Source organism: Candidatus Methylomirabilota bacterium (genome assembly GCA_036001065.1).
GTDB lineage: Bacteria > Methylomirabilota > Methylomirabilia > Rokubacteriales > CSP1-6 > MNEF01.
In genome coordinates this window covers 1-13,164 of the sequence record DASYUQ010000222.1, presented here as the reverse complement: position 1 = coordinate 13,164, position 13,164 = coordinate 1, and the positions used below count along the sequence as shown (strand labels likewise).

General features: G+C 72.1%; 15 protein-coding genes. 11 read left to right on the top strand and 4 right to left on the bottom strand.

Annotated features, from left to right (window positions below):
- Position 1: 1 nt before the first annotated feature.
- The 4 genes from VGV13_21205 to VGV13_21190 form a co-directional block, all read right to left on the bottom strand.
- A complete protein-coding gene (locus VGV13_21205; protein ID HEV8643603.1) occupies positions 2 to 1,003 on the bottom strand; it encodes a DUF58 domain-containing protein in 1,002 nt (333 codons plus the stop codon).
- A gap of 5 nt (positions 1,004 to 1,008) precedes the next feature.
- Positions 1,009 to 1,926: a MoxR family ATPase gene (locus tag VGV13_21200; protein HEV8643602.1), complete on the bottom strand. Its 918-nt coding sequence runs from the start codon at positions 1,924 to 1,926 to the stop codon at positions 1,009 to 1,011.
- A gap of 391 nt (positions 1,927 to 2,317) precedes the next feature.
- Positions 2,318 to 2,674 carry a hypothetical protein gene (locus VGV13_21195; GenBank protein HEV8643601.1) on the bottom strand — a complete coding sequence of 119 codons (357 nt, stop codon included), beginning with the start codon at positions 2,672 to 2,674 and terminating at the stop codon, positions 2,318 to 2,320.
- Entirely contained in the window at positions 2,671 to 3,174 is a 504-nt protein-coding gene (locus tag VGV13_21190) for an ABC transporter permease subunit (protein HEV8643600.1), read from the bottom strand. The genes VGV13_21195 and VGV13_21190 overlap by 4 nt, the downstream gene beginning before the upstream one ends.
- A 245-nt stretch (positions 3,175 to 3,419) precedes the next feature.
- Between VGV13_21190 and VGV13_21185 the strand changes: the two genes are divergently transcribed.
- From VGV13_21185 to rpe, 11 genes are all read left to right on the top strand, one after another.
- Positions 3,420 to 3,839: a response regulator gene (locus VGV13_21185; GenBank protein ID HEV8643599.1), complete on the top strand. Its 420-nt coding sequence runs from the start codon at positions 3,420 to 3,422 to the stop codon at positions 3,837 to 3,839.
- A gap of 165 nt (positions 3,840 to 4,004) precedes the next feature.
- Complete coding sequence (locus VGV13_21180; protein HEV8643598.1) at positions 4,005 to 4,877, top strand: YicC/YloC family endoribonuclease; 873 nt, start codon at positions 4,005 to 4,007, stop codon at positions 4,875 to 4,877.
- Between the two features lie 51 nt (positions 4,878 to 4,928).
- Entirely contained in the window at positions 4,929 to 5,555 is a 627-nt protein-coding gene (gmk, locus tag VGV13_21175; protein ID HEV8643597.1) for a guanylate kinase, read from the top strand.
- The gene (gene rpoZ / locus VGV13_21170; GenBank protein HEV8643596.1) at positions 5,555 to 5,767 is read left to right on the top strand and encodes a DNA-directed RNA polymerase subunit omega; all 213 of its coding nucleotides are present in this window, start codon (positions 5,555 to 5,557) and stop codon (positions 5,765 to 5,767) included. Before gmk ends, rpoZ begins: the two co-directional genes overlap by 1 nt.
- On the top strand, positions 5,767 to 6,999 hold the full coding sequence (coaBC, locus tag VGV13_21165; GenBank protein HEV8643595.1) for a bifunctional phosphopantothenoylcysteine decarboxylase/phosphopantothenate--cysteine ligase CoaBC: 1,233 nt from the start codon (positions 5,767 to 5,769) through the stop codon (positions 6,997 to 6,999). Before rpoZ ends, coaBC begins: the two co-directional genes overlap by 1 nt.
- A 77-nt stretch (positions 7,000 to 7,076) precedes the next feature.
- Positions 7,077 to 7,685: a uracil-DNA glycosylase gene (locus VGV13_21160; GenBank protein HEV8643594.1), complete on the top strand. Its 609-nt coding sequence runs from the start codon at positions 7,077 to 7,079 to the stop codon at positions 7,683 to 7,685.
- Positions 7,682 to 9,520, top strand: coding sequence for a primosomal protein N' (gene priA, locus VGV13_21155; GenBank protein HEV8643593.1), 1,839 nt, complete (start codon positions 7,682 to 7,684; stop codon positions 9,518 to 9,520). Before VGV13_21160 ends, priA begins: the two co-directional genes overlap by 4 nt.
- Entirely contained in the window at positions 9,508 to 10,032 is a 525-nt protein-coding gene (gene def, locus VGV13_21150; GenBank protein HEV8643592.1) for a peptide deformylase, read from the top strand. Before priA ends, def begins: the two co-directional genes overlap by 13 nt.
- Before the next feature lie 33 nt (positions 10,033 to 10,065).
- A complete protein-coding gene (fmt, locus tag VGV13_21145; GenBank protein HEV8643591.1) occupies positions 10,066 to 11,007 on the top strand; it encodes a methionyl-tRNA formyltransferase in 942 nt (313 codons plus the stop codon).
- Positions 11,004 to 12,377, top strand: a complete 1,374-nt coding sequence (gene rsmB / locus VGV13_21140) for a 16S rRNA (cytosine(967)-C(5))-methyltransferase RsmB (protein HEV8643590.1) — start codon at positions 11,004 to 11,006, stop codon at positions 12,375 to 12,377. Before fmt ends, rsmB begins: the two co-directional genes overlap by 4 nt.
- The gene (gene rpe, locus VGV13_21135) at positions 12,374 to 13,027 is read left to right on the top strand and encodes a ribulose-phosphate 3-epimerase (protein HEV8643589.1); all 654 of its coding nucleotides are present in this window, start codon (positions 12,374 to 12,376) and stop codon (positions 13,025 to 13,027) included. Before rsmB ends, rpe begins: the two co-directional genes overlap by 4 nt.
- Positions 13,028 to 13,164 lie beyond the last annotated feature (137 nt).

Here is a 13,164-nt window from a genome sequence, read left to right as displayed (position 1 = left end):
CTCAGTCGAGGTCCACCGCGATCTCGCGCATCGGCCTTTCCGGCTCGCGCACGTCCCGGGGAGCTGGCGCGAGCCCCGGGCTCCCAGGCGCGTAGAGCGCGAGCGCCGTGAGGAGCTGGCGTTCGTGCTCCCGGCCACGGCCCCGCCGGACGGACAGCCCGGCCCCGACAAGCGACACCGCGGCGCCCTGCCGGGTGAAATGTCCGGCCAGCGATGCCGCCTCCGAGAGCCCGCGCTCGAGCCGCACCGGATCGCGCGCGCCCGTTCCCCGCAGGACCAGCCGCACGTCGCCGGCTGCCTCCGCCTCCAGCTCACGCACCGTCGTCACTCCAGTCTTGGCGGTCACGCGCCAGTGGATCAGTCGCGGATCGTCGCCGTCCTGGTACTCACGCAGGTTGTGCAGGTCCTGGCCGCGGCCGCGGCGCCGGAGGGCGGCGGCGGCGGCGCCCGCGGTCGGGCGGAGGCGGTCGGCCGCCACCGGCCCCACCGCCGGGTAGACGACGATCTCCGACTGGAGCTGGACCGGCCCGGCCTTGACGAACAGCCCGAAAGGAAACCGCGTCGTCACGCGGAGCCCGGCCACCCGCTGTCGGCCCCGCGCCGGGAAGGTCTGCTCCCACGTCACCACCCGTTCGGCGCCCGCAGCCAAGCGGGGCAGATAGATCACCCGCCTCCCGTCGAGAATCTCCAGTGCGATCGAGCGGGCGGGCAGGCGACGCTTGGCGTTGGCCACGGTGGCGCCCAGCATGGCCGGGCGTCCCGCGTAGATCTCGTCGGGCACGAGGGCGGCGAGCCGGAGCCGGCGCATGGACTGCTCCGAGAGGACGCCCGAGACGATGATGAGCGCCAGCAGCATGGACTCCAGCAGGTAGAGCATATTATTGCCGCTGTTGATCGCGGTGAAGCCGAGCCCGACCGCGACGAGCAGACACCACCAGCCCTCGCGCGTCGGATGGATCGTGCGGTGGGGCCGGAGGAAGCGCGGTGGCCACCAGAACGCCACCCGCCTCACCGCGGGACGGGGATTTCCTGCAGGATGGAGCGGACCGCCGCGTCGCCGTCGATCCCGCCGGCGCGGAGGATCACGCGGTGGGCGAGCACCGCGACGGCGAGCCGCTTGATGTCGTCGGGCACCACGTACTCGCGGCCATCGGCCAGCGCGGAGGCCTGGGCCGCCCGGAGCAGGGCCAGCGACCCGCGGGGGCTGACGCCGAGACTCAGCAGGGGCGACGTGCGCGTGGCGGCCACGAGCCTCATCAGGTAATCGAGGATCGACTCTTCCACACGCACGCGCCCGGTCTGCTCCTGGAGCGCGACGACGGCGGCGCTGTCGAGGGCCGGCGCCAGCGTTTCGGGGGGCGCGGCGGCGCCGCGGAGGATCGCCTTCTCGTCCGGGGCCTCGGGATAGCCGATGCGGATGCGCAGCAGGAACCGGTCGAGCTGGGACTCGGGGAGCGGATACGTGCCCTCGTACTCCCGGGGGTTCTGGGTCGCGAGCACCATGAACGGCCGCGGCAGCGGGTAGGTCGCGTGGTCGATGGAGACCTGCGCCTCGTTCATCGCCTCCAGGAGGCTCGATTGGGTCTTCGGCGTCGTCCGGTTGATCTCGTCCGCGAGGACGATGTTCGCAAAGAGCGGACCCGGCTTGAAGATGAACTCTGCGCGGTCGGGCTGCCACACCGAGACGCCCAGAATATCGGACGGCAGCATGTCGGAGGTGAACTGGATGCGCTGGAACTGGCCGCCGATGGAACGGGCCAGGGCGGCGGCCAGCGTCGTCTTGCCCACTCCCGGCGCGTCCTCGATCAGCACGTGGCCGCGGGCCAGAAGCCCCACGACGGCCAGGCGGACCACCTCGGGCTTGCCGACGATGCACCGGACGATGCTGGCCTCGAGCCGGGCGATCGAGCCGCGCGAATCGCTCACTCAACCATCTAATACCAGGCGCGCGGTGACCACAAGCCCGCGGGCCGAGCGCCCGCGCGGGCTAGTGCCGTTCCAACTTGTTGATACTAAATCTGTCCACGAACGACGTACACGGTGCCTTCCTAGGCGCGAATAGTTGGAACGGCACTAGCACGCGGGCGGCGCGTAAACGGTCACGAAGAAAAGCGGCGGGCGGCCGGGGTTGCGCACGTGGTGACGGGTCTTGGCGGGAATCGTCAGCAGGGCTCCCGGCCCGCAGCGGTGCTCCCCGCTACCGATCCGCACGATCACGCGGTTGTCTAGTCCAAGTGGGAAGGTCGGGGACCGTGCAACGCGGCGGGCGGACGGCGGCAAAGTTTTGCGGACACGACGGCGCCGGCGGAGCCGGCCGTCAGGGGCCGAACAGGCCGTTCTGGGCCCCGACGATGGCCAGCCACGCGAGCTGGCCGCCCACGAAGACCGCCAGCGCCGGCTCCCGGCCGGCCCGGACGCGCGTCCGGTACTGCCAGAAGCCCATACCCAGCGCCAGGAGACCGAAGAGCGTGCTGTCGTAGACGCTCAGGGCGCCGTAGCGGAGGGCGAGGCCGCCGGCGAAGGTCCACAGCGCGTAGGCGCCCAGCCAGTGAGCGGTCACCGATGCGAGGATGGACCCGCGCGAGCCCGACCCGCCGAAGAACCGGGCCACGGCCACGGCGGCGGTCCCCGCCAGGAAGAGGGCCGCCAGCGTGGCGATGGTCGCGCGCGTCATGGGCGGCTCCGGTACTCCGGCCGCCAGCGGAGCAGCCGCATCTCGACCTGCTTGATCCCCAGGGCCATGACGCTGCCGATGACGCCCAGGGTGAGCAGCGCCACCATCATGTCCGCGGCATTGAGCGTGCCGAGCGACTGGATGATCAGGTAGCCGAGGCCGCCTCCGGACTCGCCGCCCAGGAACGCGCCGACGACGACGCCGATCAGCGCGAACGAGATGGAGGGCGTGAGGGAGGCGAAGGTCCAGGCCAGGGCCGAGGGGACGATCACCGTGGTCATGACCTGGCGCTCGTTGGCGCCCAGGAAGCGCGCGGAGTGGATCAAGTCCGCGTGGACGCTCCGCGCTCCCTGAAACGTGTTGAAGAACACGATGAAGAAGACGATGGTCCAGGCCAGCACGATCTTCGCCAGCAGGATCCTCCTTGAGGATTCCGGAGTGTACGTCGCTCCATCAGATGGTGTCAAAAAGCCCTCGGGACCGCGTGCCGACCGGCGCACTCGAGGCGGCGGGTCGTCGTTCGTTTAGGGGACATTTTCCCCGACGCGGTTGTCGCCCTGGCACGGTTGCCATCGCGGCCGCGACGGGTCCCGACCGAGACGCGAAGAATCATCGGGGCTTGCGCGGTCCGGTTGGCTTGGTACCTGGTTTGCTGTCCTTCCATTGACACCATGATCAGCCTCTCCGGGCCCGCCGCGCGCGCTTCCATCTCCCCCTCGAGAGCCCCGTGGCGTCGTGACCCCTGGTGAGCAATCCGAACCCGGTCCGAATCCTGATCGTCGACGACGACCCCACAGTCGTTGAAATGCTGAGCGCTGTCCTGCGCGACTCGAAGCAGGCGTATGCAATCGAGACCGCCTCGAAGGGCTCCGACGCGATCGCGACCCTCTTCTGGCAGCGTCCGAATCTCGTCCTTCTCGACATCAAGCTCCCCGACATGAGCGGCATCGAAGTGCTCAAGCGTATCCGCAAGGCCGACCCGAACATCCCGGTCCTCATGGTGAGCGGAAACGCCACCGAGACGGCCTTCGCCGAGGCACTGAAGCATGGAGCGTTCGCCTACATCCCGAAGCCCTTCAACGTTCTCTACATCGACCATCTGGTGGCGGCGGCGCTGGCGACGCGGCGGTCGAACCGTCGCGGCCCCGTCCCCAGCTCCAGCTGAGCCCCGGCGAGGGTCCGGCCCCGCCCGCGCAGCAGGCCCGCCTCGAGCGGGGTCCGGCTCCGGTAGCAACCGCAACACATTGACACTACAAGCGATTTTCGCCTATCATCCAGCGATGAGCGGTACCCGAGTCGCCCCCGCCAAGGCCCTCCGATGATCCGCAGCATGACCGGGTTCGGTCGCGCGGAATCCATCGGGGACACCTGCGCGTTCACCGTGGAGACACGCTCCGTCAACCACCGCCATCTCGACATCGCGGTGCGCCTGCCGCCGGCGCTGGCGAGTCTCGAGATGGAGGCGCGGCGGCTCATCCAGTCACGGCTCGAGCGCGGGCGGATCGACGTCGCGGTGCAGCTCACGCCCGCGGCCGGTCAGTCGGCGCAGGCGGTACGGGTGAACACGGCGCTGGCGCGGCGCTACCTCGCCGAGGCGCGGGCGCTGGCCAGCGAGCTGGGCCTGACCGAGGAGGGGACGGTAGCGTGGCTGCTCGAGCGCCCGGGCGTGACTGAGCTCGAGGACGCGCTGCCCCTCGACGCCGCGGCGGCGTGGCCCCTGCTGGCGCAGGCGTTGGGCGACGCGCTCGACGCGCTGGTCGCGCGACGCGCCGCCGAGGGAGCGGCGCTCGTCTCCGAGCTGCGGGGGCTCGTGGCGGAGCTGGCCGCGCACACGAGCGCGATGGCGGGGCGGGCGCCGCTGGCGGCGGCGCGCCGCGGCGAGCGGCTGCGGGAACGGCTGCGCTCGTTGCTGGGCGAGCTCCCGCTCGACGAGGCGCGCATCATCACCGAGGTGGCGGTGTGGGCGCAGAAGACCGACGTGACCGAGGAGCTGGTGCGGCTGCGGGTGCACCTGGACGATTTCGCGCTGACGCTCGACAAGGGCGGGCCGGTGGGACGGCAGCTCGACTTCCTGATCCAGGAGCTCAACCGGGAAGTGAACACCGTCGCCGCCAAGGCCGACGACCTCGAGCTGAGCCAGGCCGCCCTCGCCGCCAAGGGCGTTCTCGAAAAGATGCGGGAACAGGTTCAGAACCTTGAATAGACGGAGGGACCTGGCGCGGCGCCTCGCCAGCGAGGGGAGTGCCGGCGGTTGATCCGGCGTCGGGGTGCGCTCTTCGTCGTCTCCGCACCCTCCGGGGCGGGCAAGACGACCCTGTGCCGCGAGGCGCGCCTGCGGCTCCCCGATCTCGCCTACTCCGTGTCCTACACGACGCGGGCGCCGCGACCGGGCGAGATCGACGGCACCGACTTCTGGTTCGTGGCCGAGGCGCGGTTCCGCGATCTGCGGGCCCGGGGCGAGTTCGCGGAATGGGCCACCGTGCACGGCCACCTCTACGGCACGCGGGCCAGCGTGCTGGAGGAGGCGCAGAGCGCCGGTCGGGACATCCTGCTCGACATCGACACCCAGGGCGCGGCGCAGCTGCGGCGCCGTTACCCCGAAGCCGTGCTGGTGTTCATCGTCGCGCCCTCGATGGCCGAGCTGGAGCAGCGCCTGCGCGAGCGCCGTTCGGATGCCGACCGGGAGATCGCGCGCCGGCTCGAGCGGGCCCGCGAAGAGATCGCGATGTGGCGAGAATACGATTACCTGATCGTGAACCGGGACCTGAAGGAGGCCGTCGACCGGCTCACGGCCATCATCGTGGCCGAGCGCGCGCGGATCAGCCGCCTCGTGCTCGGTTTGCCCGATCTAGATCTGCCGCAGAAGGAGGTTCGTCACTGATGGCATTCCCATCGCTCGAAAACGCGCTCAACAAGGTCTCCAACCGCTACCTGCTCGTCGTCCTCTCCGCCAAGCGCGCCCGCCAGATCAACCGGGGGGCGCCGGCGCGGGTGGAGAGCAAGCACAAGAAACCGACCAGTGCCGCGCTGGAGGAGATCTCGCAGTCGAAGATCGAGTACCGCATGAAGGACGAGGGCGAGACGAAGGCCTGATGGCGCTCGACGGCAAGGAGCTGGTCCTCGGCGTCACCGGGTCCATCGCCGCCTTCAAGGCAGTGTACCTGCTGCGCGAGCTCGTGCGGCTGGGCGCCCGGGTCACCGTCTGCCTGACCGAGCACGCCCGCGAGTTCGTGGGCCCGCTGACGTTCCGCACCCTCTCCGGCCGGCCGGTCCTCTCTAACCTCTTCGACCCGCAGAGCCCGGAGGCCGTCGAGCACGTCGCCCTCGCCGAGCGCGCCCAGGCCATGATCGTGGCGCCGGCCACGGCCAATCTGCTGGCCAAGGCCGCCCACGGGCTCGCCGACGACTTCCTGACGACGCTGCTACTCGCCGCCCGCTGCCCGGTGCTGATGGCGCCGGCCATGGACGGCGGCATGTGGGATCATCCCGCCGTCGTCGCCAACGTCGCCACGCTGCGCCAGCGCGGCGTGACGGTGCTGGAGCCCGAGGCGGGCGAGCTGGCCTCCGGGCTCAGCGGCAAGGGACGGCTGCCGGAGGTCGAGCACATCATCGAGGCCCTGCTGACGATCCTCAACCCCGTCCGTGACCTGGCGGGCGAGCGGGTGCTGATCACCGCCGGCCCGACGCGCGAGCCGCTCGACCCGGTGCGCTACATCTCCAACCGCTCCTCGGGCAAGATGGGCTTCGGGCTCGCCGTCGCCGCGCTCCGTCGCGGCGCGCGGGTGGTGACGTTGATCTCGGGCCCCACCGCGCTGACGCCGCCGCCCGGCGCCGTCTTCGTCCCGGTGCAGACGGCCGAGGAGATGCGGGAGGCTGTGCTCCAGCACGCGGGCGGCGCCACCATCGTCATCAAGGCGGCGGCCGTCGCCGACTACCGCCCCCGGCACCTGGCCACGACGAAGATCAAGGGCAAGCGCGACCTCACGCTCGAGTTGACGCCGAACCCCGACATCCTCAGCGAGGTTGTCGCCCGGAAGACAGGCGCCTTCGTGGTGGGCTTCGCCGCCGAGACGCAGGACGTCGTCGCCAACGCCCGGGCCAAGCTCTCCAGCAAGGGGATCGACCTGCTCGTCGCCAACGACGTCAGCCAGAAGGGCATCGGCTTCGACACCGACGACAACCAGGTGCTCCTGATCGACCGCTGGGGCGGCCAGCGCGCGCTGCCGCGCATGGCCAAGTCGGCCGTGGCCGATGCCATTCTCACTCACATCCTGGCCCTGCGCAGCGCGGCCGCCGCGCGGCCCGCCGACCGGGTGTCTCCCTGAGCGCCGACCCGCGGGCCGCGCTGGCCGAGGCCCTCGGCGCGCTGGGGGCGACGCTGCGCCACCATCGGGACCTCGGCGTGAGCGAGCTGCCGCTCGGCGGCGCCTATCTGATGGGGCCGGAGGAAGCGCTGCAGGCCCAGGAACACGCGCTCCAGGGCTGCCGCCGCTGTCGGCTCTGCGAGGCACGGACGACCGTCGTTTTCGGCTCGGGCAGCGCCCGCGCCGAGCTGGTGGTGATCGGCGAGGGACCCGGCGCCGACGAGGACGCGCAGGGCAAGCCGTTCGTCGGGCGCGCGGGACAGCTTCTCACCAAGATGCTGGAGTCGGTGAAACTCTCGCGCGACGAAGTCTACATCACGAACGCCGTCAAGTGTCGCCCCCCATCCAACCGCAATCCCGAGCCCGACGAGCTGGCCACCTGCGCGCCGTTTCTCGCGGCGCAGCTCGCCGTGCTCCAACCCAAGGTCGTTCTGGCGCTGGGAAGCATCGCCACCCAGACCCTGCTCAGAACCCGCGAGCCGATCGGCAAGCTGCGCGGTCGCCTCCATCCGTTCGGCTCGGCCGTGCTGATCCCCACGTTTCACCCGGCGTTCCTGCTCCGCAATCCCGGCCCGGAGTACCGGCGCATGGCCTGGGAAGACCTCAAGCTCGCCAAACGGGAGTACGACCGCCGCCGGACGCGATGATCGCGGACGTCGCCTTCGACGCCCCGATCGCGCATCCCTTCTCCTATCGCGTCCCCGACGGCTGGACGCTCGCGCGGGGGCAGCGCGTCGTGGCGCCGCTCAAGGGAGGGTCGCGGGTGGGCGTCGTCGTGGCGCTGCGCGACGGTGACGACGAGCGGCTCAAGCCCGTGCTCCGCCTCCTCGACGAGGTTCCGCTGCTCTCGCCCGCGCCGCTCGACCTGATCGGCTGGATGGCGGCGGAGAGCCTGACCAGCTTCGGCTCGACCTGCCTCGCCCTCCTCCCACCGCCCCAAGTCACACCGCCGGGGGAGCGGGGACGTCCCCAGCGAAGTAGGGACCTTTCTGAGCGCAGGGACGTCCCGGCTCCCCCGGCTCCTGAGCTCTTCATCGGAGCCGGCCGCGAAGCGAAGCTGCTCGAGCTGATCGCCGCGGCGGAGCCGCCGGCGCTCCTCCTTACGGCTGACGTGGAGGCGGCGGGACGCTGGGCGCAGCGGCTCGCCAAGATCGGGCCCGTCGTGCGTCTGGACTCGGGCGTCGCCGACGCCGAGCGGGCGGCGGGGTGGATGCACCTCGCCAGTGGCGCCGCCAGACTGGGCGTGGGGACGCGCTCGGCGTTGCTGGCGCCGCTGCCCGCCGGCGCGACGCTGGCGATGATCGACGAGCACGAGGCGGCCCACAAGCCGCCGGGCGCTCCGCGGATGCACGCGCGCGACGTGACGCTGGAGCGCGCCGCGCGCGAGGGCCTGCGTGCGCTCTTCACGGCGGCGACGCCCAGTGTGGAGATGTGGTGGCGGGCCGACAGCGGCCGCGCCCGCATGGTCCCCGTCCGCCCCTCGCCCTGGCCCACCGTGACCGTGGCCGACACGCGCGGCATCGCGCGGCGCGAAGCGCTGACGCCGGTGCTGGCGCGGACGATCCGCGAGACGCTCGCCACCGGGCGCCGCGTCTTCCTGGCGGTGAGCCGCCTGACCTCGGCGCTGGGCTGCGACGAGTGCGGCGCGATCCTCCGGTGCCGGACGTGCGCGATCGCGCTGGCCTACTCGCCCGCCGGCCGCACGCTGGCCTGCCGGCTCTGCGGCGCCAGCGTCGCCCTGCCCGAAACCTGCGCCGGTTGCCAGGGCCGCCGCCTGGCGCCGTTCGGATGGGGCGCCGAGCGCGTGGAGCACGCCGTCCGCCGCCGCTTCGCCCGCGCGCGCATCGTCCGCTACGATCCGGACGCCGCCCGCAGCCGGCGGGGCGAGGGCCAACGGGCGGCGGCGCTGGCCGCCGAGATCGTGATCGGCACTCGCGGCGCGCTCCGGCTCTTCGGCCCTGCGTCGCTGGGGCTGGCGGGCTTCGTGTCGCCCGACCAGATGCTCGGCGTGCCCGACTTCCGCGCGGCCGAGCGGACGTTCGCCCTGCTGTGGGCGGCCGCCGAGCGCGTCCGGCCCGACGGCGCCCTCATCGTGCAGTCGCAGAACCCGACCCATTATGCGCTGGCCGCCGTCACCGGGCAGGATCTCACCGCCTTTTACCGGCCCGAGCTGCGGTTCCGCTCCGAGCTCGGCTACCCGCCGTTCCGGCGACTGGCGCTCATCACGGCCCGCGGCCCCGATGCCGCCGCCGTCCAGCGGCTGGCGGACGCCGTCGCCACGGCCCTCCCGGGCGGATCCGGGCTGACGGTCTATCCCGCGATCCCGGACCGCCGCGCCCGGGCGCGGCGCATTGTCGTGAAGGGCGGAGACGATCTGCCGCGTGTGGTCGCCGACGCGCTGCGGACGCTCGGCTCGGATCGAGCTCCGCGGAGTCGCGGTATCATAGACGTGGAGGTGGACCCGGTCGAATGGCCGTTCTGAAAGTCCGCAAGTACGGCGACCCGACTCTCCGGCGGCGCGCCGAGCCCGTGGGCGTGATCACGCCGGAGATCCGCACGATCGTCGCGGACATGGTGGACACGATGTACGACGAGGTCGGCATCGGCCTGGCCGCGCCGCAGGTGGGCATCTCGCTCCGGCTCATCGTCGTCGGCGACGAGGAGACGCGCGAGGCCCGCGCCCTGATCAACCCGGTGATCACCGAGCAGAGCGGCCAGGCCACGGCGGAGGAAGGGTGCCTGTCGATCCCGGGGATCTTCGCGCCCGTGACGCGCTCCGCCTGGGTCAGGGTGGAGGCGCTCGACCTCGGCGGACAAACGGTGAAGATGGACGCCCGCGGCCTGCTGGCCCGGGTGCTCCAGCACGAGATCGACCACCTCGACGGCGTGCTCTTCATCGACCGGCTCGATCCGGTGACGCGCGACCGCATCAAGCGGAAGATCAAGAAAGAGGGCCTCTCCGAAGGCGCGTCCCACCACGCGTTCGCGCTCTAACCGGCGCCGGCCTCGCGTACGTCTGGTGAAGCGGTGAAGGTCCTCTTCTATGGCACGCCCGAGTTCGCGCTGCCCACCCTGGATGCCCTGCTCCGCCGGCACGAGGTCGTCGCGGTGGTCACCCAGCCGGATCGTCCCGCCCACCGCGGCCAGCGGCTGACGCCCCCGCCCGTGAAGGTGCGGGCGACGGCGGCCGGCCTCCCCGTGCTCCAGCCCGCGCGCCTGCGCGAGCCCGAGTGGCCGGCGCGGCTGCGCGAGTTCGCGCCCGAGGTCGCCGTGGTCGTCGCGTTCGGCCAGATCCTGCCCAAGGCGGTGCTGGAGGTGCCGGCGCGCGGCTCCATCAACGTCCACGCCTCGCTGCTGCCGCGCTACCGCGGCGCGGCCCCGGTCGCGCGGGCGATCATGCGGGGCGAGACCGTCACCGGAATCACGACCTTCCAGATGGACGAGGGCATGGACACGGGCCCGATCCTGCTGCAATCCGAGCCCGTCCCGATCGGGCCCGAGGAAACCGCCGGCGAGCTGGCGGCGCGGCTCTCGGCGCTGGGGGCCGACATCCTGATCGAGACGCTCGCTCGCCTCGACTCGATCACGCCGGTTCCCCAACCACGCGAAGGAGGACCACCGGCGCCCCGCCTCAAGAGATCGGACGGCTACCTCGATTGGGACCGTCCGGCCCGGGAGCTGGTCAACGTGATTCGCGGCTGCAACCCCTGGCCGGGAGCGCTGACGACGAGTGGGGCCGGGCGCCTGACGGTCTGGCGCGCGACCGTGGTCGGCTCGGGCCATCTGAATCCGCCGGGCATGCTGAGTCCCCACGAAGACCGGTTGGTGATTGCGACCGCGGACGGCGCCGTCCTGCCCATCGAGGTGCAGCCGGAGAACAAGCGCCGGATGTCCTGGCCCGAATATCTGCGGGGCGCGCGGCTCGCCGCGGGGGCCCGGTTCCTGCGGCCCGCCTTCCTCGAACCATGAGCGCGCCCGCGCCGGCGCGGGCGGCGGCGGCCCGCGTCCTCGAGCGCGTGCTGACCGACGGCGCCTTCGCCGACCTCGCGCTCGAGGCCGAGCTCGGGCGGCGGAAGCTTGCCGCGCGCGACGCCGCGCTGGCCACGGAGCTGGTCTACGGCACGCTGCGCTGGCAGCGTTACCTCGACTGGATCCTGGCCCCCCACTGCAAGCGTCCTCTCGACGCGCTCGACCCGGTGCCGCTGGTGCTCCTGCGCCTGACCGCCTACCAGATCGCCTGCCTCGAGCGCGTGCCGCCGTTCGCCGCCGTCAACGATGCCGTGAGCCTGGCCCGCCGGGGCGCCAAGCCCGGCGTCGCCGAATTCGTCAACGCGGTGCTGCGCTCGCTCGCCCGCCGGGGCCTCCGCGAGCGCGAGCCGAAGCCACCGGCCGATCCGGTGGACGCGCTGGCGACGCGCTGCTCGTTCCCCACGTGGCTCGGCGCGCGCTGGGTCGCGCGCTACGGGGTGGGCGAGGCCGAGGCCCTCATGCGGGCGCTGAACGAGCGCCCACCGCTCACGTTGCGGGCCAATACCCTGCGCTCCACTCGCGAGGCGCTCGCCCGGCGGCTCGAGAAGGAGGAAGGCCTGGCCGTGCAGCCCACCACCCACGCGCCGGAGGGCCTGGTGGCCGGGCACGGAGGGCGTCCGGGGGACTGGCGCGCGTTCGCCGACGGCGACTTCGCCGTCCAGGACGAGGCCTCGATGCTCGTCGCGCGCCTGCTCGAACCCCAGCCCGGGGAGACGGTCGCCGACGTCTGTGCCGCGCCGGGGACCAAGACGACGCACCTGGCGCAGCTCATGGACAACCGCGGTCGCGTGCTGGCCTTCGATCCCCAGCCGGCGCGCCTGGCGCTGGTCGGCGAGGCGGCGGCGCGCCTGGGCGTGACCATCGTCCGGACGCTCAACGGCACGGTCGAGACGCTGGCGCTCGAGTTCAGCGCCGCGTGCGATGCCGTGCTGGTGGACGCGCCCTGCTCGAATCTCGGGGTGCTGCGCCGCAACCCGGAGGTGAAGTGGCGGCGGCGGCCGGAGGACCTCCCGGCCAACGCCGCCCGCCAGGGCGCGATCCTCGCCGCGGCGGCGACGATGGTCAGGGCCGGCGGCCGGCTCGTTTATGCCACCTGCTCGCTCGAGCCCGAGGAGAACAACGACGTGGCCCGGGCCTTCCTGGCCACCCGGCCGGACTTCCGGCTCGACCCGCCCGCCGCCTTTCCGCTGCCGCTCGACCCCGACGGCGTGCTGCGGTGCCGCCCGGACCGCCACGACACCGACGGATTCACCGCGCTCAGGTTCCGCCGGTCGGGCGGAGCCGAGCGCTCTGATAAGATGGGCGCGTGAAGATCGCGCCCTCGATCCTGTCTGCCGACTTCGCCGCGCTGGCCGACGACATCGCGCGCGTCGAGGCCGGCGGCGCCGATCAGCTCCATGTGGACGTGATGGATGGGCGCTTCGTCCCCAACATCACGATCGGCCCCGTGGTCGTGGAGGCGATCCGCAAGCGCACCCGGCTGCCCCTCGACGTCCACCTGATGATCGTGGAGCCCGAACGCTACCTGGCCGACTTCGTTTCCGCGGGCGCCGACATGGTGACCGTCCACGTGGAGGCATGCCCGCATCTGCAGCGCGCGCTCGCCCAGATCCGCGAGCTGGGGGCCAAGGCGGGCGCCGCGCTGAATCCCGCCACGCACCCCGAGGCCCTCCAGTACGTGCTCGACGACCTGGACCTGGTGCTCGTGATGTCGGTGAACCCCGGCTTCGGCGGCCAGAAGTTCATCCCGAGCGCCTATCCCAAGATCCGCCACGTCCGGACGCTGCTGGGCGGCCGCCCGGTCGAGGTGTCAGTGGACGGCGGCGTCAAGGTGGAGCACGCCCGCCCGCTGGCCGAGCACGGCGCGACCGTCCTGGTGGCAGGCTCGGCGATCTTCGGGACCGCCGACCCCGCGGCGGTCGTCAAGGAGATGAGGAGCGCCGCCCAACTCTGCGTCTAGTGCCGTTCCAACTATTCGCGCCAAGGGAGGCGCCGTGTACTACACGTACGTGTTGCGGAGTGATCGAGATCAACGGCTCTACACCAGAACGACGCACGACCTCCGCACCCGAATCAAGCTGCACGCTGACAGAAAGG

Coding starts and splice junctions, on each gene's coding strand:
- rsmB (HEV8643590.1), top strand. CDS start 11,004: ATGAGCGCGCCCGCGCCGGCGCGGGCGGCGGCGGCCCGCGTCCTCGAG.
- VGV13_21195 (HEV8643601.1), bottom strand. CDS start 2,674: ATGACGCGCGCGACCATCGCCACGCTGGCGGCCCTCTTCCTGGCGGGG.
- priA (HEV8643593.1), top strand. CDS start 7,682: ATGATCGCGGACGTCGCCTTCGACGCCCCGATCGCGCATCCCTTCTCC.
- VGV13_21180 (HEV8643598.1), top strand. CDS start 4,005: ATGACCGGGTTCGGTCGCGCGGAATCCATCGGGGACACCTGCGCGTTC.
- def (HEV8643592.1), top strand. CDS start 9,508: ATGGCCGTTCTGAAAGTCCGCAAGTACGGCGACCCGACTCTCCGGCGG.
- coaBC (HEV8643595.1), top strand. CDS start 5,767: ATGGCGCTCGACGGCAAGGAGCTGGTCCTCGGCGTCACCGGGTCCATC.
- rpoZ (HEV8643596.1), top strand. CDS start 5,555: ATGGCATTCCCATCGCTCGAAAACGCGCTCAACAAGGTCTCCAACCGC.